Here is a 21488-nt window from a genome sequence, read left to right on the forward strand (position 1 = left end):
TCCTTATGCCGTCAGAGTTCCGCCCCGCCCAGTTTCCGGGCCACACGCTCGCGTGCGCTGGATACGTTCTCGTGATGCGGATGTATAGCCTCGACGCGCGTGAAGGCCTCATGCGCCAGCTGATACCGTCCCAGCTCTTCGAGCAGCACGCCGAGACCGAAGATCACGTTGAAATGGCGCGGCTCCAGCGCCAGCGCGCGTCCGATATCGGCCAGTGCCAGCCCGTAGCGGTCCTGCTTGAAGAACGCCACCGACCGCAGGTGCCACGCCTCGGCGAAGCCCGGCGCGTGATCTGTCAGCGCGCCGAGATGCTCGACCGCCGCGTCAAGCTCGCCGGCCTCGATCGCGTCCCGGCCGCGCCGCAGCAACAGGTCCATGGCCGCAGAGCCGGATTTCGACCATTCCATCTCGATCTCGGCAGCAAGCTTGCGCGCCTCCGAAGGCTCGGCCTCGGGCAGCCGTGCCAGCAGATCGTCGAGCTTGTCCTGCCCGGCTGTTGCGGGCAGGCAAAACGCAAGCGCTGCCAGCCATGCCGCGAGGATACGCTTGAGATTGATGAAAACAACACCCATGATGCGATTAGTTTAATGCAGAATACCGGGATTCAAACCCCCCGGCATCGCGATTGTGAAAGGAAGCGCCAATGAGTGACGTGATCAATGCGGCCGTGAAGGCCCTCAACGAGAAGATGGGCGACGAGGGCTTCGACGGAACCGCGAAATTCGTCATCGAGGGCGAAGGCAGTGTGGTGATCGATTCGGACGGCGCCCGCGCCGCCGACGAGGCTGCCGACGTGACCCTCACCGCGGATGCCGACACGTTCGAATCGATCCTGCAGGGCGACCTCGATCCCACGGCGGCGTTCATGTCCGGGCGGCTCAGCGTCGATGGCGACATGGGGCTGGCGATGAAGCTGGGCAGCGTCCTGGCCTGATGGACCCCGCGCCGCTCTTTGCCGATGTGGCCGACGGCCCTGCGGATGGCGCCGCATGGTGGGTCACCGCGCGCGACGATTTGCGCCTGCGCGTCGGCCTGTGGAACCGCGAGGCCCCCAAGGGCACCGTCCTGATCTTTCCGGGCCGCACCGAATATGTCGAAAAATACGGCCGCGCCGCGCGGGCGCTGGCCAGGTGCGGCTATGCCAGCCTCGCGATCGACTGGCGCGGCCAAGGACTGGCGGACCGGCTGCTCGACGACGTGATGTCCGGCCATGTGCATCACTTCCCCGATTACCAGTACGACGTGGCGGCGATGACAGAGACCGCGGCGCGGCTCGACCTGCCGCGCCCGTGGTACCTGCTGGCGCATTCGATGGGCGGCTGCATCGGCCTGCGCGCCGTGATGGACGGGCTCGACGTGCAAGGCTGCGCCTTTTCCAGCCCGATGTGGGGCATCAAGATGGCCGAGGCACTGCGCCCCGTGGCGTGGTGGCTGGCCTGGGGCAGCCACCAGGTGGGACTCAGCCACCGCTACGCCCCCGGCACCACCGCCGATCACTACGTGCTGACCGAACCGTTCGAGACCAACAAGCTGACCGGCGACCGCGACATGTGGCAGTACATGGCACGCCAGCTCGGCGCGCATCCCGAGCTCGGCCTCGGCGGGCCGAGCCTGCGCTGGCTCTACGAGGCGCTGCGCGAGACGCGGGCGCTGGCGCAGCGCCCCTCGCCCGACCTGCCCTGCCTGACCATCCTCGGCACGGACGAGGACATCGTCGACGTGCCGCGCGTGACCGACCGCATGGCGCGCTGGCCGCGCGGGCATCTCGAGATGGTCCAAGGCGGCCGGCACGAGACGCTGATGGAGGGTGAGGCGACACAGGCGCGCCTGTTCGGCCTGCTCTGCGATTTCTTCGAGAGATCCCGCGAAAAGGATGCCGTCGCCGTCTCCTGAGAAGTCTGGCGCCCGGCCGCGGCCCTACCCTTCGGCCCGCACCGTCACCCGCTGTTCGCCCAGGCCCGAGATTTTCAGCACCATCTCGTCGCCTTCTTTCAGGAACCGCGGCGGCCTGTGGCCCATGCCCACCCCCGGCGGCGTGCCGGTGGCGATCACGTCTCCGGGATGCAGCGTCATCAACTCGCTGAGATAGGACACGATCGCGGGCACGGTGAAGACCATCCGGTCGGTGTTGCCGCTCTGCATGCGCGCATCGTTCACGTCCACCGACAGGTCGAGCGCGTGCACGTCGCCCACCTCGTCGGGCGTCACCAGCCAAGGCCCCATCGGCGCGAAGCTGTCGCAACTCTTGCCCTTGGTCCACTGCCCGGACCGTTCGAGTTGCAGCGCGCGTTCGGAGACGTCGTTGACGATGGTGTAGCCCGCCACTTGGCGCGGCGCCTGCGCCTCGGTCACGTATTTCGCACGCTGCCCGATGACGATGCCAAGCTCCACCTCCCAGTCGACCTTTTGCGCGCCGCGCGGCATGATCACCGGATCGTTCGGCCCGCCGATCGCCGAAGTCGCCTTGAGAAAGACCACCGGATCGTCGGGCGGGTCCACGCCAAGCTCTGCCGCGTGATCGGAATAGTTGAGCCCGATGCAGACCAGCTTGCCGACGCGCCCCACCGGCGGGCCGATGCGCGGATTGCCCGGCACGCGCGGCAGGCTTTGCGGGTTGATCCTTGGCAGATCCGCCAGCACGCCGCCGGCCAGGTCGGGCACCACGCCGCTCAGGTCGCGCAACTCACCGTCGGCGTCCAGAACGGCGGGCTGTTCCTGCCCGACCGCGCCATATCTCACAAACCGCATCTGCTGTCCCCCTGATCGGATTGGTCCGGTTATCTGACCCGTAAAGAATACAAGGCCGATGCCGTATCGCAAGAGGCTGGTCGCCCGCGCCACATGGTTTATCCTTAGCTAATGGCACTGACATTCACCCCCGAGGGCATCTACTGCCGCGCCGGCGATTTCCACATCGACCCGTGGCGGCCGGTCGCCCGCGCGCTGATCACCCACGGGCATGCCGATCACGCCCGCGAGGGGCACGGCGCGTATCTCGCCACGGATCTTGCCGCCCCGGTGATGCGCCACCGTCTGGGCGAGATTACCCTCGACACCATCCGCTACGGTGAAACCCGACGGATCGGCGGCGCGACCGTGTCGTTCCACCCCGCGGGCCACGTGCCCGGCTCTGCGCAGATCCGCGTCGAGGTGGGCGGCGAGGTCTGGGTGGTGTCGGGCGATTACAAGCTCGGCGCCGACGCGCTCTCGACCCCGTTCGAGCCGGTGCGCTGTCACCATTTCGTCACCGAATGCACCTTCGGCCTGCCGGTCTTCGACTGGCCGGCAGAGGCCGATGTCGCCGCCGAGATCAACGGATGGTGGGCGGCCAACGCGGCCGTTGGCCGGTTCAGCCTGCTGGGCGCCTACGCCCTGGGCAAGGCGCAGCGCGTGCTCGGGCTTCTCGACCCCGGCATCGCACCGATCCTGACGCATGGCGCGATAGAGAACACCAACGCGGTGATGCGCGGCCAGGGCATCGCCCTGCCGGATACAGAATATGTCACCCCCGACATGGACCCCAAGCAGCGGCGCGGGGCGTTGGTGCTGGCCCCGCCGGGGGCGCTGTCGGGACCATGGGCGCGGCGCTTTCGGCCCGCCTCGACCGGGTTTGCCAGCGGCTGGATGCGGCTGCGCGGCGTGCGCCGCCGACGGGCGGCCGATCGCGGCTTCGTCCTCTCGGACCACGCCGACTGGGCCGGGCTCAACCGTGCCATCGCCGAGACCGGGGCGAGCCACATCCACGTCACGCACGGCTACACGTCGATCTTCGCCCGCTGGCTGACCGAGCAGGGCTATGACGCGGATATCGTGCAGACCGAGTTTACCGGCGAAACGCTGGAGGACGAGGCATGAAACGCTTCGCCGATCTCTTCAGCACGCTCGACCAGACCACCCGAACCAATACCAAGGTCGCCGCGCTGGCCGCCTATTTCCGCGACGCGCCCGAAGATGACCGCCTGTGGACCATCGCGCTTTTCTCCGGCCGCCGGCCCAAACGCGCGATCACCACCACGCGGCTGCGCGAATGGGCGGCCGAGCGGGCCGGGATACCGCTCTGGCTGTTCGAGGAAACCTATCCCATCGTCGGCGATCTGGCCGAGACCATCGCGCTGGTGCTGCCCGCCCCCGGCACGACCCACGACGCCAGCCTGAGCGCATGGATCGACCGGCTCCGCGCGCTGAATGAAGCCGACGAGGCAACGCGCAAGAGACGCATACTCGCGGCCTGGGACGCGATGGAGCCGCTGGAACGGCTGGTGTTCAACAAGCTGCTGACCGGCGGCTTCCGCATCGGAATCAGCCGCAAGCTGATGACCCGCGCGCTGGCGCAGGCCACCGGCCGCGACGAGGCCGAACTGGCGCACCGCCTGATGGGAGACTGGACGCCCGACACGACGACATGGACCGCCCTGATCGAAAGCCATCATCAGGCCGACGACCTGTCGCGCCCCTACCCGTTCTGCCTCGCCTACGGGCTCGAGGACGGGCCCGAGGGCCTCGGGCCGCCGGCCGACTGGCTGGCGGAATGGAAATGGGACGGCATCCGCGGGCAGGTGATCGTCCGCGGCGGGCAATGCTTTGTCTGGTCGCGCGGCGAGGAGTTGATGACCGACCGCTTCCCCGAACTCGCCGGGTTGCACGAGGTACTGCCCGACGGAACGGTTCTCGATGGCGAGCTATTGGCGCATGACGAAGATGGCCCCCTTCCCTTTGCCGCCTTGCAGAAACGCATCACCCGCAAGACCGTGCCGAAGAAGCTGCTGCGAGAGGCGCCGGTGATCCTGATGGCCTATGACCTCTTGGAGGAGGCCGGGCACGACCTGCGCGAGACGCCCTTCGCAGACCGCCGCGCGCGGCTCGAAGCGCTTCTGCACGATCCGCCCGAAGACGCGCCGCTGCGCCCCTCGCCATTGGTGCCGTTCGACGACTGGGCCGACCTTGCCACCACCCGCGCCACCGCGCGCCGTCGCCGCACCGAAGGCCTGATGCTGAAACGCCGCCAAGGACCCTACCATGCCGGTCGCAAGAAGGGCGACTGGTGGAAATGGAAGCTCGACCCGCTGACCATCGATGCCGTGATGATCTACGCGCAGCAGGGCCACGGTCGGCGCGCCAACCTGTTCACCGATTTCACCTTCGCGGTCTGGGACGGCAATGCGCTGGTCCCGTTTACCAAGGCCTATTCGGGTCTAACCGATGCCGAGTTCCGCCAGATCACAGCCTGGGTGCGCCGCAACACGCAAGAACGCTTCGGCCCGGTGCGGCAGGTCCGCCCGGAGCACGTCTTCGAGATCGCGTTCGAGGGCATCCAGGCCAGTCCGCGGCACAAGTCCGGGGTGGCGCTGCGATTTCCGCGCATGGCCCGCTGGCGTCACGACAAGCCGGTGGCCGAGGCCAATACGCTTGCCGACCTGCGGGCCATGCTCGAGAGCTACGGCTAGATCACGCGCACCCGCCCGTGAGCAGCACCGAGTTGCCGCGGATGCCGTTGACGGTGACCGAACAGCTCGCCTCGCCCATGGTCACCGACTGCGTGTCGCCGACGCGGACGCGCCGGGTCTCGAGGCCGTTGATCGCCAGCCGCGCCTCGTCGCCGAAGATGCCCGACACGAAGACCCGAAGCTGCCCGTCGGCCAGCATCGCGAGATTGCCGGGCGCATAGGCGTCGCCAAGTGCGGCGCCCTCCGCGGGCGTGTTGCAATCCGACCCGATCCGCACGCCGGCCCCGGTGACCGCGGCCACGCCCACGCGGCAGGCGCCGCCCGCATGCGACACGACCACGGTCTCGCCCACGGCCAGATCCGACGACACGCGGTTGACCGACAACTGCGCGCGGCCCGCCTGCGCATCGGCGCGCTGCACGAAGGCGCGCACGGAGCCATCGGCCAGCACGAATGTCTCGCCGACACCGCGCGCCTCGCCTTCCATGCGCAGGCCTTCCGGCAACGCCACGCGCGACGCATCCTCGGCGCCGTCCGTCTCCGCGCTTGTCGTCTCGGTCTCGGGCGCGGGCGCCGGCGCGGGCTGCGCCTGCAACGCGGCGCGCAGGGTCTCGGTCTGCGCCGTGGCCGTGTCCGCGATCGTGCTGCCCAGATCGGCGGCGGCGGTGTCGATCCGCGCCTCGAGCGCCGAGATCCGCGCGCCAAGATCCGCGCCAAGATCCCCGGGCATCCGCTCGGCAAGGGTCGCGACCGCGCCCGCCTGGTCCGAGACGGTCTCGTCCAGCGCGGCGACCGCGCCCGAAGACACCTCCACCGCCTCTTCCAGCGCCTCAAGACGCGCGGTCACGCCGTCCATCGCGGCCTCTTCGCCGGCGACAAGCGCCGCGATCCCGTCCATCGCCTCATCGATGCTTGCGCCGATCTTGGCGTCGATCGTGGACAGCGACAGAAGCGCCCCCACGGCAAGCCCGGCAACCGCGCCACCGACACCGGTCACCACGGGGTTCTTCAAAATTTCAGCCATCGTCAATTCCTCCCTTTTTGCGACTGATGATACAGGGATTCGCCCGTCCGGGAACAATTTTTTCGACGGATCGCGGCGCGGCGCGTATACTTGAAGCGCCGCGCGCGCTACGTCTTGCGCGAACGCAAGAACCAAGGAGCCGCCCATGACCATCACCCCCGTCCGCGACGCGAACGCCACCTCCGGCGACCGGAACCTCGGCGACCTGCCGGAATGGGACCTGAGCGATCTCTACACCTCGCCCGATGCACCTGAACTGGCCCGCGATCTCGAATGGCTGGAACAGGCCTGCAAGCATTTCGCGGATGATTACGAGGGCCAGCTCGACACGCTGGACGCCGCGGGCCTGCTCGACTGCCTGCAGCGCGACGAGGCGCTGAGCCGCACGGCGGGGCGGATCATGTCCTATGCCGGGCTGCGCTACTACCAGCAGACCACCGACAGCGCGCGGGCGAAATTCCTGTCCGACTGCCAGGAGAAGGTGACGACCTACACGACCCCGCTGGTCTTCTTCTCACTGGAACTCAACCGGCTGGACGAGGACAGGCTGGACGCGATGTATGCCGAGAACGAAGATCTCGCGCGCTACGCGCCGGTCATCCGCCGCATCCGCGCGATGAAGCCCTACCAGCTATCCGACGAGCTCGAGAAATTCCTGCACGACATGGGCGTCGTCGGCGACGCGTGGGAACGGCTTTTCGACGAGACGATCGCCGCGCTGACCTTCACCGTCGATGGCGAGGATCTGGGCATCGAAGGCACGCTCAACCTGCTGACCGAACAGGATCGCAGCAAACGGGAAGCGGCAGCGCGCGAACTGGCGCGGGTCTTTGGCGAGAACATCCGCACGTTCAGCCGCGTGCACAACACCACCGCCAAGGAAAAGGAGGTGATCGACCGCTGGCGCGAGATGCCCACGCCGCAGACAGGGCGGCACCTTTCCAATGACGTAGAGCCCGAGGTCGTCGAGGCGCTGCGCGACGCGGTGGTCGCGGCCTATCCGAAACTGTCGCACCGCTATTACGAGCTCAAGCGCAAGTGGCTGGGCGTCGACCGGATGCAGGTCTGGGACCGCAACGCCCCCCTGCCGATGGAGGAAACCCGCACCGTCGGCTGGGACGCGGCACAGGAAACCGTGATGAACGCCTACGCGGCCTTCGATCCGCGCATGGCCGATCTCGCCAAGCCGTTCTTCGAGAAGGGCTGGATCGATGCCGGCGTCAAGCCGGGCAAGGCGCCCGGCGCCTTCGCGCATCCCACGGTCACGGATGTGCATCCCTACGTGATGCTCAACTACCTGGGCAAACCGCGCGACGTGATGACGCTGGCCCATGAATTGGGCCACGGCGTGCACCAGGTTCTGGCCGCCGATCAGGGCGAGTTGCTGTCCTCGACCCCGCTGACGCTGGCGGAAACGGCCAGCGTGTTCGGCGAGATGCTGACCTTCCGCCGGATGCTTGACGGCGCCGAGACCGATGCCGAGCGCAAGGTGATGCTGGCCGGCAAGGTCGAGGACATGATCAACACCGTGGTCCGCCAGATCGCCTTCTACGATTTCGAATGCAAGCTGCACGCCGCGCGCCGCGAGGGCGAGTTGACGCCCGACGACATCAACGCGCTGTGGATGTCGGTGCAGGCCGAAAGCCTCGGACCCGCGTTCGATTTCATGGACGGCTACGAGACGTTCTGGGCCTATATCCCGCATTTCGTGCATTCGCCCTTCTACGTCTACGCCTATGCCTTCGGTGACGGGCTGGTGAACGCGCTCTACGCGGTCTACGAAGAAAATCCCGACGGCTTCCAGGACAAGTATTTCGAGATGCTGAAAGCGGGCGGCTCCAAGCACCACAGCGAGCTGCTGGCGCCCTTCGGCCTCGACGCCTCGGACCCGGCCTTCTGGGACAAGGGGCTGTCGATGATCTCGCGCCTGATCGACGAACTGGAGGCGATGGAGGGCTGAGCGGCCGAGCGATGGCCAGACCCTGCTCGGGGTCTGGACCATGGCCGAGCGATCAGCATCAAGGACCCGACCGGCGAACTCCGACGGGGCGTCATCGGGCCGGCGCCACGGCATCGACCGAAGGCTGCGCCGGCCGGTGGCGTCGCGTCTCTCCAAGCATCAACATGGCCGGCGTCAGGACCAGCGTGAGCAGCGTCGCCACGGCGAGGCCGCCCACGATCGCGCTGGAAAGTTCGGTCCAGTACTGGGTCGACGGCGCGCCGAACACGATCTCGCGGGTGAAGAAGTTCAGGTTTGCCCCGAGAACCATCGGCATCAGCCCGAGCGCCGTGGTGACCGAGGTCAGGACCACCGGCCGCAGGCGTTGCGCCCCCGTCCTCAGCGCGGCCTCGCGCGGCGCAAGACCGCCGCGCCTGAGATCGTTATAGGTGTCGATCAGCACGATGTTGTTGTTCACCACGATCCCGGCCAGCGCGATGATCCCGATGCCCCCCATGACCACGCCGAAGGGGCGCCCGGTGACGATCAGGCCCAGAAGAACGCCCGCGACCGAGAAGACGATCGCGCTCATCACCACGAAGGCTTGGTAGAAGCTGTTGAATTGCAACACGAGGATGACGAACATCAGCAGGATCGCCGCAACGAAGGCGCCGACGAGAAATGTCATCGCCTCGGTCTGGTCCTCGGCCTCGCCCGCGAAGCTGTAGCTGACGCCCTCGGGCAGGGCGGCCGCGGCCAGCGCCTCCTGCAGGGCGGTGACCTGGTCGTTGACCAGACGTCCCGGGGCGACATTCGCCTCGATCGTCACCACGCGCTGCTCGTCGATGCGGGTGATCGTGCCGGTGCGCTCGACCGGCTCGAAGGTGACGAAGTTCGATATCGGCACGAGGCCCGCCGCGGTCGGAACGCGCAGGTTTCCAAGCTCCGACAGCGACCGTTCCTCGGCCGGAAAGCGGACGCGGATGTCCATTTCGCCGTCGACATCGCCGGGGCGATAGTCGGCGACGGTGATGCCTTGCGTCAGAAGCTGGATCGCCTGCCCCAGCAGGCTGACATCGGCGCCGTAGCGGGCAGCCTCGGACCGATCGACGAGGATCGACACCTCGACACCGGGCAGCGGGCGGGTGTCGGTCACGTCGGTGAAGCCGCCGATACGCTCCATGATCGACAGGACCTGTTCGACGGCCTCGGCCTGAACGCCCGGGTTGCGGGCCGCGATCTGAAGATCGATCGGCTTGCCGGTGCTGGGCCCGCCGCTTTCGGTCTGGACCTGCACGTCGATACCGGCGATGTCCGACACGTCCTGCCGGATTTCGGCGCCGATCCGTTCGGCCGGGCGGCGGATATCCCAATCGATGAGCTCCAGTTGCAGGGTGCCGATGGTCTCTTCGTCGCCCTGGCCCGCGCGCATGGTCGAGCGGGCGTAGACGGTGGCGACCTCGTCATAGCCGAGCAGCCGCTCCTCCACCCGGCGCACCAGCGCGTCGCGCTCGTAGATCGAGAAGTTGTCGCGCGCGCGCACCTGAACCTGCATGAATTCCGGCTCGACCGAGGGAAAGAACGACAGTCCCTTGCCGAACTGGCCGTAAAGCCCGAGCGCGCCAAGAAGCAGCGCCAGCGCCAGCAGCGCCGTGGCCCCGGGCCGCAGGATCGCCCATTCGAGCACGCGCATGTAGATGCCCGTCGCACCGCCGATGCGCCGCGGGTCGCCGCGTTCGGCCGCGTGCAGCGCGCACTTGGCCGAAGCGGTCTGCGGCTGGCGCTTGCCGATCAGGCCGCCGAGCACCGGAATGAAGATCAGCGCCATGAAGAGCGAGGCGAAGAGCGTCAGGATCACCGTGATCGGCAGGAATTTCATGAACTCGCCGACCATCCCGGACCAGAACAGAAGCGGAAAGAACACGCTCAGCGTCGTCGCGGTCGAGGCGATGATCGGCCACGACATGCGCTTGGCGGCCGCGGCGTAGGCGGTTTGCGGGGGCGCGCCCTCCTGCAGGTGCCGGTCGGCAAGCTCGGTCGTGACGATGGCACCGTCGACCAGCATCCCCACCACGAGGATCAACGAGAAGAGCACCACGATGTTCATGGTGAACCCCATCGCCCAGAGCGCGGACACACCGGCGAGGAAGGCGCCGGGAATGGCCAGCCCCACGAGGATCGCCGAGCGGCCCCCCAGGGCGAAGACGATGACGATCATCACCAGGATCACCGCGGCGATGACGTTCGCCTCGAGATCCGACAGAAGTGTTTCGACCTGCTCGGACTGGTCCTGAAGATAGGTCACCTCGACACTGTCGGGCCAGTCGGTGCGCAGATCCTCCAGCGCGGCCTTGGTCGCGGCCACCGTGTCGATGATGTTGGCGCCCGAGCGCTTCTTGACCTCGAGCGCCAGCGCGGGCTGCCCGTCGATCCGGGCAAAGCCGGTGGGATCCTCGAAGGTGCGCCGCACGGTACCGACATCCTCGAAGGTCACAACGGCATCGCCCCGCACCTTCACCGGGATCTCCATCACGTCCTGAAGATCCTCGATCAGGCCCGGCACCTTCAGCACGATCCGCCCGCCGCCGGATTCGATGGCGCCGGCGGCGATCAGGCGGTTGTTGCGCTGAAGCTGGTTGATCAACTCGTCGAAGCTGAGATTGTAGGTCTGAAAGACCGTCGGATCGATGAGCACTTCGAGAAACTCGTCGCGCGCGCCGCCGATATCGACCTCGAGCACGCCGGGAAGGCCCTCGATCTTGTCCTGCGCGTCGTCGGCGAGGTCGTTCAGGGTGCGTTCGGGCACCGGGCCCGAGATGATCGCGGTGATGATCGGGAAAAGGGCCGTGTTGATCTCGGTGATGGTCAGGTCATAGGCGTCTTCGGGCAGATCGTTCTCGACCTGGTCGGCGGCCTCGCGCACCTTGCGCAGCGCCTCGTCGATATCGCCGCCGGGCGTGAATTCCAGTTGCACCCGCGCCGAGCCTTCCGCGGCATGGCTCTCGATCCTGTCCAGCCCCTCGATGGACGAGAACTCCGCCTCCATCGGTTCGATCAGAAGACGTTCGGCATCGCCCGGGCTGATGCCGTCAAGCCCGGTCGAGACGTAGACCAGCGGCAGCGGCACCTCGGGATTGGCCTCCTTGGGGATCGCGACATAGGACACGGCGCCGACCCCGAGGAGCATCACGAGCACCAGCAGAACGACCCGGCTGCGCGAGAACGCGGCGTCGATGAGGCCGTTCATGGCTTGGCGTCCCGCTGCGCCGGCGGCGCGGTCGCCTCCGGGGCGGGCGAGGGTCTGACCGTCTCTCCCGCGTTCACGAAGCCCTGGCCGATGGTGATGATCCTCGGGCTCTCGGACAGGCCGGTGACCCAGACCCCGTCGATTTCCGCGCGCACGACCTCGATGGGGTGGAACACCACGGTATCGTCGTCATCGACGGCCTTGACGCCCGGCAGGCCCTCGGGGCTCAGCGAGACGGTTGATGCCTGAACGAAATGCGCCGTCGCGGTGCCTGTCGGGATGCGGATCTCTGCCGAAATGCCGGCGGGAATGGCGCCGTCCGCGTTCGGCACGGTGATTTCCGCCAGGAACGTGCGTGTCTCGGCATTGGCGGCGGTGCCCACGAAGCTGACCGTGCCCTCGCGCTCCTGCCCGGTGATGAAGCTTACCGTGGCGACCTGGCCGCTCTCGATCCGGCGCAGCGCCTGCTGCGGCACCTGGATGGCGACGGTCAGCGGCCGGTTATCGACGATGCGCCCGACATCAGCGCCGGCCTGCACGTACTCGCCGGCGTCGAGCGACAATGTCTCGATCCGTCCCGCGAAGGGGGCCCTGATATCGAGCGCCTCCATCGCCTCCTTCGCCGCGGCGACCGAGGCTTCGGCGGCGGCGAGCGTGGCGCGCGCCTGGCTGACACGGTCGACCGTGGCCACGCCCTGCTCGAGCAGCTGCGACGCGTTGTCGAATTCGCGTTGCGCGCGGGCAAGCTCTTCCCTTGCGCGCGCAAGATCGGCCTCGGCGCGGGTGGCCGACAGCCGCGCGATCACGGCACCGTCGGCGACATCCGCGCCTTTCTTGACCCGCACTTCCGCGACATCGCCCGACGCCTCGGCACGGATCGAGGTGTCGCGGTCCGGCAGCGCCTGACCCTCGGCCTGAAAATAAAGCGTCACCGTGTCCGGCGACGACCGCTCGACGGTGACGGCGACCGGTTCGATCCGTGCCTGGGACCGCTGCGGCGCATCCGCATCACCGGACGGCAGGACAAAGCCGCTGCCCATCCAGGCCACGATCGCGATGACCAGCGCGGCGGCAATCCATGTCGAGCGCGCGGCGCCCGTGTCGTCCTCGAAGGACAGGTCGTCTCTCTCGTCCACGCTGCTCATCCTTGTCGCAAGCAAGCCGCCCGTGCCGGGAAGGTGTAACGCCTTGCCGCCGCCGGAGGTAGCGTATTTCCGTTCATCCGGGCCGACACCCGCGGACGTTCAGACATCGCTTGCCGGACACGCGAGAGCGATGAAAAAGGCCGCCGGCACGTATTGCCGGCGGCTTTCGTCATGCCTGTCTCGTCGCCGCAAGTCGCGGTCGGGACAAGCCCGATCCGGCCGCCCGGTATCAGCCCTGCACGGCCTTGGCGACCTCGGCGGCGAAATCTTCTTCCTTCTTCTCGATGCCCTCGCCCACTTCGAACCGCACGAAGCCTGTGATCTCGGTGCCGGCCTCCTTGGCGGCGGCCTCGACCGTCAGATCGGGGTTCATCACGAAGGACTGCCCCAGCAGCGTGACCTCGGACATGAATTTCTTCATGCGGCCCTTGATCATGTTCTCGATGATGTTCTCGGGCTTGCCGGATTCGCGGGCGATCTCGATCTGCACCTGCTTTTCCTTCTCGACGATCGCCGGATCCAGCCGCGATTCGTTGAGGGCCGCGGGATTGGTGGCGGCGACATGCATCGCCACTTGCCGCGCGAACGCCTCGTCACCCGAGAAGGCCACGAGAACGCCGATCTTGCCCATCCCGTCGGCGGCGGCATTGTGCACATAGGACACCACGCCGTCGCCTTCGATCCGGCCCATCCGGCGCAGCGCCATGTTCTCGCCGATGGTCGCGATCTTGTCGGTGATCGTGTCCTCGACGGTCTTGCCCCCCAGATCGGCGGCCTTCAGCGCGTCGATATCCTCGACACCAAGCGCGGCTTGCGCGATCTGCGCCACCATGCCCTGGAAATCGGCGTTCTTGGCGACGAAATCGGTCTCGGCATTGACCTCGACCACGACGCCCATGCCGTCCTTGACGTTGACGGCCACGAGGCCCTCGGCGGCGGTGCGGCCGGATTTCTTGGCCGCCTTCGAAAGCCCCTTGGTGCGCAACCAGTCGATCGCGGCGGTCATGTCACCGTCGGTTTCGGTCAGCGCCTTCTTCGCGTCCATCATGCCTGCGCCCGTGCTGTCGCGCAGTTCTTTCACCATTGCAGCAGTGATCGCCATCTCGGCTCTCCTCACATCTCATCAAATCGCCGGGGCGGTATGGGCCGCCCCCCATGTCGGTTTCGTGACGGGCCTCAGCTCGCGGCGCTGTCGGCATCGGCCAGCGCTTCCTCGACCGGGGCCTCTTCCATCGCGCCCAGATCGACACCGGCGGCGCCCATCTGCGCGGTCATCCCGTCCAGCGCGGCGCGGCTCACCAGATCGCAATAAAGCGCGATGGCGCGCGCCGCGTCGTCATTACCGGGAATGATATAATCAATACCGTCGGGCGAGCAATTGGTATCGACCACGGCGACCACGGGGATGTTCAGCTTCTTCGCCTCGGCGACGGCCAGCGCCTCTTTCTTGACGTCGATCACGAACAGCATGTCCGGCACGCCGCCCATCTCGCGGATCCCGCCGAGCGAGGCCTGAAGCTTGGCCTGGTCGCGCTCGATGCCAAGACGCTCCTTCTTGGTCAGGCCTTCGCCGCCGGCCTCGAGGATCTCGTCGATCTCGTTGAGACGCTTGATCGATTTCGACACCGTCTGCCAGTTGGTCAGCGTGCCGCCCAGCCAGCGGTGGTTCATGTAATACTGCGCGCAGCGTTCGGCCGCGTCGGCGATCGGCTGTGCCGCCTGCCGCTTGGTGCCCACGAACAGCACGCGGCCGTTCTTGGCGACCGTCTCGCGGATCGCGTTCAGCGCCGCGTCCAGCATCGGTACGGTCTGCGTCAGGTCCATGATGTGGATGCCGTTGCGCGCACCGTAGATGAACTCGCCCATGCGGGGGTTCCAGCGCTGCGTCTGGTGGCCGAAGTGAACGCCAGCTTCCAACAGCTGACGCAACGTGAACTCGGGAAGAGCCATGTGTCGTTTCCTTTCCGGTTTGCGCCTTGGCACGGGATGAGAAGCGGAATGCTTCAACCGGTGGACCAGGCGGGGATGTCTCCCCCGCCGGCCCGCCCGTGCCTGCGAATTTCTCGTGCCGCGCACATAGCCGCCGCGCGCGCGTGATACAAGGCCCGCCGCCGATTTTCGACGCAGCGATGCGCGGCCCATTGTGACCCTGCGCGAATGTGCCTAGAAGGCGGTCGTGTCCAAACCGGGATAGGGTCATGACCACGCCATTCCAGGAACCGACGACGCCCCCGAAACCGCGACGGTTCGCGCGGCTGCGCACCAGCTTCCTGACCGGGCTGATCGTGATCGCGCCGGTCGGCCTGACGATCTGGCTGATGTGGACGCTGATCGGCTGGGTCGACGGGTTCGTCCTGCCGCTGATCCCCGGCCAGTTTCAACCCGAACAATATCTCGGCATCAACTTCCGCGGTGTCGGCGTGGTGATCTTCCTGGTCTTCACGGTCGTGGTGGGCTGGGTCGCCAAGGGCCTGATCGGGCGCTCGATGATCCGCTTCGCCGAATCGCTGGTCGACCGCATGCCGGTGGTCCGCTCGATCTATTCCGGCGCCAAGCAGATTGCCGAAACGGTCTTCGCCCAGTCCGAGCGCAGCTTCGAGAAGGCCTGCCTGATCCAGTACCCGCGCAAGGATATCTGGGCCATCGGCTTCATCTCGTCCGACACGCGGGGCGAGATCGCCGCCAAGGCCCACACCGCCAGCGACATGGTCAGCGTCTTCGTGCCGACCACGCCCAACCCGACCTCGGGGTTCCTGCTGTTCTTCCCGCGCGAGGACGTGATCGAGCTCGACATGACGATCGAGGATGCCGCGAAACTGGTGATCTCGGCGGGGCTCGTCTATCCCGGCGAGAAGGCGCCCAAGGAGGTGCCAAAACCGCAATGACCGCGCTGCGCGGCGGGGGCCGCATCCCCGCCGCGCGCGCCCGTCACAGCGCCGTCCAGCCGCCATCGACGCTGATCGTCGTGCCGGTGATCTGCGCCGCGGCATCCGAGCACAGGAACAGCGCGGTACCGCCCAGCTGCCCGGTAGTGGCGAACTCCTTGGAGGGCTGACGCTCCAGCATGACCTTCTCGATCACCTCTTCGCGGCCCATGCCGTATTTCTCCATCGTGTCGGGGATCTGGCCCTCGACCAGCGGGGTCAGCACGTAGCCCGGGCAGATCGCGTTCGCGGTGATCGGCTCGCGCGCGGTCTCCAGCGCGACGACCTTGGTCATCCCGACGATCCCGTGCTTGGCCGCGACATAGGCCGACTTGTAGGGGCTGGCGGTCAGACCATGCGCCGAGGCGATGTTGATCACCCGGCCCCAGCCGGCCTTGCGCATCACCGGCAGCGCCGCGGCGGTGGTGTGAAACGCCGAGCTCAGCATGATGGCGATGATCGCGTCCCATTTCTCGGTCGGGAACTCGTCGATCGGGGCCACGTGCTGGATGCCGGCATTGTTGATGAGGATATCGCAGGCGCCGGCCTCTCCGATCAGCGCGCGGCACTGGTCGGGCTTGGACATGTCGGCCTGCACGTAGCGCGCCTCTGTGCCGGTCTCGTCGGTGATTTGGCGCGCGATCGCGTGATCCTCGTCCGAATCGCTGAAGGAATTGAGCACCACCTTCACGCCGCCTCTGGCCAGCTCCCACGCGATGCCCAGCCCGATTCCGGATGTGGATCCCGTGATGACGGCGGTCTTGCCTTGAACACTCATGCCGGTTCTCCCTTGGCTTTGTTGCGCGCGCAGCATAGGCCCGGTGCTGGCCGATTGCACGGGGCGTGGCGCTCACGACGTCGGGATCCGGTCAAAAAAAAACGCCCGCACAAGGCGGGCGTCCAGTCATTGAGGCAGGTTTCATACAGGCAAGAAACCTATCGAGCAGTAAAAGTATTAATAAGCGATCTTTGGTCGCTGTCCAAGCTAAAAGTTTGAAATGACGTGAATCCGTCTTTACCCTTGCACTGCAATCCCCTCGTTCAGCAAGGTGTGTCTCCCCAAATGAACGCCGTTATCTTCCGCAAGATCCGCAGCGCGCTTGTCGCGATCGCCCTGCTCGGCGCGGCCCAGACCGCGGCTGCAGGCCCGACGCATGGCATAGCTATGTATGGCGACCCGGCCCTGCCACCTGATTTTGTGTCCCTGCCCTATGCCAACCCCGACGCCCCCAAGGGCGGACGCGTGGTGACCGGCAATGTCGGCGGGTTCGATTCGCTCAATCCGTTCATCCTGCGCGGCAGCCCGCCCTGGCAGCTGGCGCATCTCACGCATGAAACACTTCTGGGCCGCTCATGGGACGAGCCGTTCACGCTGTACGGGCTGCTGGCCGAATCGGTCGAGACCGGACCCGACCGCGAATGGGTCGAGTTCACGCTGAACCCCGCCGCGCGGTTCTCGGATGGCAGCCCGGTCACGGTCGAGGACGTCATCTGGTCGTTCGAAACACTCGGCACGCAGGGCCACCCGCGCTATCGCGGCTTCTGGACCAAGGTCGAGCGCATCGAACAGACCGGCCCGCGCAGCCTGCGCCTGACATTCAACGTCGAGGACCGGGAACTTGCGCTGCTCGCCGGGCTCCGCCCGATCCTGAAAAAGGCGCAATGGCAAGGCCGCGACATCAGCGACGCCGAGATGACCGACATCCCCACAGGTTCGGGCCCCTACACCGTCACGGGGCACGAGGTGAACCGCCATGTCACCCTGCAGCGCAATCCCGACTACTGGGGCGCCGACCTGCCTTACCGGCGCGGCACGCATAATTTCGACGAGATCCGCATCGAGTTCTACGGCGACGGCACCGTCCTGGACGAGGCGTTCAAGGCGGGCCTGATAAGCTACGTGCGCGAATTCAACGCCGAGGCCTGGGAAGAGGAATACGATTTTCCCGCCGTGCAGCGCGGCGAGATCGTCAAGACGGAAATCCCCCACCAGCAGCCCTCGGGCATCACCGGCTTCGTGATGAACACCCGCAACCCGCCGCTGGATGACTGGCGGGTGCGCGAGGCGCTGATCACCGCGTTCAACTTCGACTACATCAACGACACGCTGACCGGCGGGCGGCAGCCGCGCATCACCTCGTATTTCTCGGGCTCGGAACTGGGCATGGATCACGGCCCCGCCACCGGCCGGGTGCGTGAGCTTCTTGCGCCCTTCGCGGGCAGCCTGCTGCCCGGCACGCTCGAAGGCTACAGCCTGCCAGAGGGCGACGGCACGGCGCGCAACCGCGACGGCCTGCGCCGCGCGGTGCGGCTTCTGGCCGAGGCGGGCTGGCAGGTCGAGGACGGGCGGCTGGTCAATGCCGACGGCACGCCGCTGACGCTGACCGTGCTGCTGCAGCAGGACGGGCTGATCGCGCAGGCCAGCGCCATGATGGACATCTACGCCCGCGCGCTGTCGCGCCTCGGCATCACGCTGCGCATCGACATGACCGACAAGGCGCAATACGCCGAGCGCGTGGCGCAATACGATTTCGACCTGACGATGATGCGCCGCTCTGTCTCGCTCAGCCCCGGCAACGAGCAGATGTTCTACTGGGGCTCGGACGGCGTGAACGAGCCGGGCAGCCGCAACCTGATGGGCATGACCTCGCCCGCCGCCGAGGCGATGATCCGCACCATGCTGCAATCCGACGACCGCGACGCCTTCGTCGCCGCGACCCGCGCGCTCGACCGGGTACTGACGGCCGGGCGCTACGTGATCCCCATCCACCGCTACGCCGTGGGCCGTATTGCCCACAAGGCGGAACTCGCCTATCCTCGCGAAAGCGTACCGATCTACGGGGACGGCATCGGCTTCCTCCCCACGGTCTGGTGGCACGAGGCAGACAACAAAGAACAACGACAGGCAGACTGATATGGGCCGGACCATGCGAAATCTTGCGGCATGCGCGCTGATCGCGCTGGTGGGGGGATGCGCCACCGTCGACGGGATCGGCCGCGACATCTCGGGCGCGGCGCGCGGCGTTCAAAGCTGGTTCTGAGCGCAGCGAAAACCCGCCCCGCATCCCGCGCCGATCGGTCGCGCGGGGCGGCCGCGCGGATGCCCCGGGCAAGCACGGCTTTCCGCTTGACGCGCCCGCCCATCCTGTCAGAACCGCGGGCATGAGCAGCGGCCACCTTACCATCGACCTCGACGCCATCACCGCCAACTGGCGGGCGCTGGACGCCCGCACCCGCGGCGAAACCGCCGCCGTGGTCAAGGCCGACGCCTATGGGCTGGGCGCCGACCGCGTCGCGCCGGCCCTCGCCCGCGCCGGCGCACGGCAGTTCTTCGTGGCCATCGCGGAAGAGGGTCTTGCGCTGCGCCGCATCCTCGGGCCGGGGGCGCCGATCCACGTCTTTTCCGGCCACATGCAGGGCGATGCCGCGATGATCGCCGAGGCCGATCTGACCCCGATGATCAATTCCATCGACCAGATGATCCGCCATGCCGAGGCGCTGCCGGGCCACCCGTTGGGGATCCAGCTCGATACCGGCATGAACCGCCTCGGGATGGAGCCCGCCGAATGGCAAAGCGTGCGCGAGATCGTGCTGGCGCAGCGCCCGGCGTTGATCATGTCGCATCTCGCTTGCGCGGACACGCCCGAGCATCCGATGAACGCGGCGCAACTCGCCAGCTTCCGCGAGATGACGGAAGGAACCGGCGCGCCGCTCTGCCTCGCCAATACCGGGGCGATGCAGATGGGCCCCGACTACGACTTCGACCTCGCGCGCCCCGGGATCGGCCTTTATGGCGGCCGGCCGCATCACGACGCGCGCCCGGTCGTGACCCTCGACATCCCCGTCATCCAGTGCCGCGACCTGGATCCGGGCGAAACGGTCGGCTACGGCAACACCTTCACCGCCACGCGGCCCACGCGCATCGCCACCATCGCTGCGGGCTACGGCGACGGGATCTTCCGTATCATGGGACCGCACACGTCGCTCTGGGCCGGCGGCATGGCCTGCCCGGTCGCGGGCCGCATCTCGATGGATCTGATCGGCGTCGACATCACCGATCTGGGGCAGGATCCCGATCACCTGCAGCTTCTCGGCGCGCATCGGGGGATCGACGACCTCGCCGACAATGCCGGCACCATCGGCTACGAGATTCTGACCGCGCTCGGATCCCGTTACACCCGCCGGTATACTGGCGGATGAGCTATATCCTGGGCTTTCTGGCCGCCCTCGGGCGCGCCGTTCTGGCGGGGCTGGCTGGGGTCGGCCGGATCACGCTTTTCGCAAGCAATACCGTTAGCCATCTCGCCCGCCCGCCCTTCTACTGGCGCGAATTCGGCCATGCGCTGATGCAGATCGGCTGGCTGTCGCTGCCGGTCGTGGGCATGACGGCGCTCTTCACCGGCGGCGCCCTGGCGCTGCAGATCTATGCCGGCGGCGCGCGTTTCAATGCCGAAACCGTGGTCCCCTCGATCGTGGCCATTGGCCTCACGCGCGAGTTGGGGCCGGTCCTCGGCGGGCTGATGGTGGCGGCAAGGGTGGCCTCGTCGATCGCCGCCGAGATCGGGACGATGAAGGTGACCGAACAGCTCGACGCGCTGATCACGCTGTCCACCAACCCGATGAAATACCTGACGCTGCCGCGCGTGCTGGCGGCAACCCTCGCGGTGCCGGTGCTGGTGGGCGTGGGCGACGTGATCGGCATCATGGGCGGGTTCCTCGTGGGCATCGGCCGCCTCGAATTCGGGGCGGCGACCTACCTGCACAACACCATCGACTTCCTGGAATTCTGGGACATCGCGTCAGGGCTGATCAAGGGCGCGGTCTTCGGCTTCATCGTGGCACTGATGGGCTGCTATCACGGCATGCAATCGAGCGGCGGGGCCCAGGGTGTGGGCCGCGCCACCAAGACGGCGGTGGTCTCGGCCTCGGTGCTGATCCTCGCCTCGAACTACGTCCTGACCGAGGTGTTCTTTTCGGCATGATCGAGCTGCGCGATGTCCAGAAAAGCTTCGGCGCCCTGCACGTGTTGCAGGGCGTGACCCTGACCGTGGAGACAGGATCGTCGATGGTGATCATCGGCGGCTCGGGCACCGGCAAGTCGGTGATCCTCAAATGCATCCTCGGTCTGCTGCGCCCCGAGGCCGGATCGATCCGTCTCGATGGCACGGACATGACCCGCGGCGACCGCGACGCCTTCCTCGCGCGTTTCGGGATGCTGTTCCAGGGCGGTGCGCTGTTCGACAGCCTGCCCGTCTGGCAGAACGTGGCGTTCCGGCTGCTGCGCGGCGCGCTCAAGCGGCCCAAGGCCGAGGCCCGCGAGATCGCCATCGAGAAGCTGCGCCGCGTCGGCCTGCAGCCCGGGGTCGCCGACAAGTTCCCCGCCGAACTGTCGGGCGGGATGCAAAAGCGCGTGGGTCTCGCCCGCGCCATCGCCGCCGACCCCGAGATCATCTTCTTCGACGAGCCGACCACCGGCCTCGACCCGATCATGTCGGGCGTCATCAACGAGCTGATCCGCGAGATCGTGACCGAGATGGGCGCGACCGCGATCACCATCACGCATGACATGACCAGCGTCCGCGCCATCGCCGACGACGTGGCGATGCTGCATGACGGGCAGATCAAATGGAGCGGCCCGGTGGCCGACATGGACGCCTCGGGCGATCCCTATCTTGACCAGTTCATCCACGGCCGCGCGCACGGCCCGATCGAAGCGGTCCGCTGACACCAAACGGCCCAAGAATTTTTGGAAGATTCTTGGGCTG

At 67.1% G+C, this 21488-nt stretch carries 19 protein-coding genes; 11 read left to right on the forward strand and 8 right to left on the reverse strand.

The annotated features are described in order from the left end of the window. Window positions 1-11: 11 nt before the first annotated feature. Window positions 12-572, reverse strand: a complete 561-nt coding sequence (locus V8324_RS04345) for a tetratricopeptide repeat protein (RefSeq protein ID WP_336418696.1) — start codon at window positions 570-572, stop codon at window positions 12-14. A gap of 71 nt (window positions 573-643) precedes the next feature. On the opposite strand from V8324_RS04345, the gene V8324_RS04350 reads away from it, so the two are divergent. Beyond that, the gene (locus V8324_RS04350; protein ID WP_336418697.1) at window positions 644-934 is read left to right on the forward strand and encodes an SCP2 sterol-binding domain-containing protein; all 291 of its coding nucleotides are present in this window, start codon (window positions 644-646) and stop codon (window positions 932-934) included. Then, window positions 934-1893: an alpha/beta hydrolase gene (locus V8324_RS04355; RefSeq protein ID WP_336418698.1), complete on the forward strand. Its 960-nt coding sequence runs from the start codon at window positions 934-936 to the stop codon at window positions 1891-1893. Before V8324_RS04350 ends, V8324_RS04355 begins: the two co-directional genes overlap by 1 nt. A gap of 24 nt (window positions 1894-1917) precedes the next feature. On the opposite strand, the gene V8324_RS04360 is transcribed toward V8324_RS04355, so the two are convergent. Then, entirely contained in the window at window positions 1918-2748 is an 831-nt protein-coding gene (locus V8324_RS04360) for a fumarylacetoacetate hydrolase family protein (RefSeq protein WP_336418699.1), read from the reverse strand. Between the two features lie 111 nt (window positions 2749-2859). Between V8324_RS04360 and V8324_RS04365 the strand changes: the two genes are divergently transcribed. Together V8324_RS04365 and V8324_RS04370 are read left to right on the forward strand one after the other, a co-directional pair. Continuing rightward, a complete protein-coding gene (locus V8324_RS04365) occupies window positions 2860-3855 on the forward strand; it encodes a ligase-associated DNA damage response exonuclease (protein ID WP_336418700.1) in 996 nt (331 codons plus the stop codon). Further along, complete coding sequence (locus tag V8324_RS04370) at window positions 3852-5444, forward strand: ATP-dependent DNA ligase (RefSeq protein WP_336418701.1); 1593 nt, start codon at window positions 3852-3854, stop codon at window positions 5442-5444. The genes V8324_RS04365 and V8324_RS04370 overlap by 4 nt, the downstream gene beginning before the upstream one ends. 1 nt (window position 5445) lies before the next feature. Here V8324_RS04370 and V8324_RS04375 read toward each other — a convergent pair whose 3' ends face one another. After that, the gene (locus V8324_RS04375) at window positions 5446-6468 is read right to left on the reverse strand and encodes a hypothetical protein (RefSeq protein ID WP_336418702.1); all 1023 of its coding nucleotides are present in this window, start codon (window positions 6466-6468) and stop codon (window positions 5446-5448) included. Window positions 6469-6613: 145 nt separating this feature from the next. Here V8324_RS04375 and V8324_RS04380 point away from each other — a divergent pair, with 145 nt between their 5' ends. Then, on the forward strand, window positions 6614-8428 hold the full coding sequence (locus V8324_RS04380) for a M3 family oligoendopeptidase (RefSeq protein WP_336418703.1): 1815 nt from the start codon (window positions 6614-6616) through the stop codon (window positions 8426-8428). Between the two features lie 91 nt (window positions 8429-8519). Here V8324_RS04380 and V8324_RS04385 read toward each other — a convergent pair whose 3' ends face one another. The 4 genes from V8324_RS04385 to rpsB all read right to left on the reverse strand — a co-directional run bounded on the left by V8324_RS04385 (window position 8520) and on the right by rpsB (window position 14749). Continuing rightward, window positions 8520-11654, reverse strand: coding sequence for an efflux RND transporter permease subunit (locus tag V8324_RS04385; RefSeq protein WP_336418704.1), 3135 nt, complete (start codon window positions 11652-11654; stop codon window positions 8520-8522). Next, entirely contained in the window at window positions 11651-12799 is a 1149-nt protein-coding gene (locus V8324_RS04390; protein ID WP_336418705.1) for an efflux RND transporter periplasmic adaptor subunit, read from the reverse strand. The genes V8324_RS04385 and V8324_RS04390 overlap by 4 nt, the downstream gene beginning before the upstream one ends. Before the next feature lie 229 nt (window positions 12800-13028). Further along, window positions 13029-13901 carry a translation elongation factor Ts gene (gene tsf / locus V8324_RS04395; RefSeq protein WP_336418706.1) on the reverse strand — a complete coding sequence of 291 codons (873 nt, stop codon included), beginning with the start codon at window positions 13899-13901 and terminating at the stop codon, window positions 13029-13031. Between the two features lie 74 nt (window positions 13902-13975). Further along, window positions 13976-14749, reverse strand: a complete 774-nt coding sequence (gene rpsB, locus V8324_RS04400; RefSeq protein ID WP_336418707.1) for a 30S ribosomal protein S2 — start codon at window positions 14747-14749, stop codon at window positions 13976-13978. 248 nt (window positions 14750-14997) lie between these two features. On the opposite strand from rpsB, the gene V8324_RS04405 reads away from it, so the two are divergent. Further along, window positions 14998-15684 (forward strand): DUF502 domain-containing protein, encoded by a 687-nt coding sequence (locus V8324_RS04405; protein WP_336418708.1) that lies wholly within the window; start codon window positions 14998-15000, stop codon window positions 15682-15684. A gap of 43 nt (window positions 15685-15727) precedes the next feature. Here V8324_RS04405 and V8324_RS04410 read toward each other — a convergent pair whose 3' ends face one another. Continuing rightward, a complete protein-coding gene (locus V8324_RS04410) occupies window positions 15728-16501 on the reverse strand; it encodes a 3-hydroxybutyrate dehydrogenase (RefSeq protein ID WP_336418709.1) in 774 nt (257 codons plus the stop codon). Window positions 16502-16786: 285 nt separating this feature from the next. On the opposite strand from V8324_RS04410, the gene V8324_RS04415 reads away from it, so the two are divergent. From V8324_RS04415 to V8324_RS04435, 5 genes are all read left to right on the forward strand, one after another. Further along, window positions 16787-18637, forward strand: coding sequence for an extracellular solute-binding protein (locus V8324_RS04415; RefSeq protein WP_336418710.1), 1851 nt, complete (start codon window positions 16787-16789; stop codon window positions 18635-18637). A gap of 13 nt (window positions 18638-18650) precedes the next feature. Next, on the forward strand, window positions 18651-18764 hold the full coding sequence (locus V8324_RS04420) for an entericidin EcnA/B family protein (RefSeq protein WP_336418711.1): 114 nt from the start codon (window positions 18651-18653) through the stop codon (window positions 18762-18764). Between the two features lie 121 nt (window positions 18765-18885). Next, a complete protein-coding gene (gene alr / locus V8324_RS04425) occupies window positions 18886-19923 on the forward strand; it encodes an alanine racemase (RefSeq protein ID WP_336418712.1) in 1038 nt (345 codons plus the stop codon). Next, window positions 19920-20705: an MlaE family ABC transporter permease gene (locus V8324_RS04430; RefSeq protein WP_336418713.1), complete on the forward strand. Its 786-nt coding sequence runs from the start codon at window positions 19920-19922 to the stop codon at window positions 20703-20705. Before alr ends, V8324_RS04430 begins: the two co-directional genes overlap by 4 nt. Continuing rightward, on the forward strand, window positions 20702-21448 hold the full coding sequence (locus tag V8324_RS04435) for an ABC transporter ATP-binding protein (RefSeq protein WP_336418714.1): 747 nt from the start codon (window positions 20702-20704) through the stop codon (window positions 21446-21448). Before V8324_RS04430 ends, V8324_RS04435 begins: the two co-directional genes overlap by 4 nt. Window positions 21449-21488 lie beyond the last annotated feature (40 nt).

This window comes from Roseovarius sp. D22-M7, from assembly GCF_037083785.1.
Classification (GTDB): Bacteria; Pseudomonadota; Alphaproteobacteria; order Rhodobacterales; family Rhodobacteraceae; genus Roseovarius.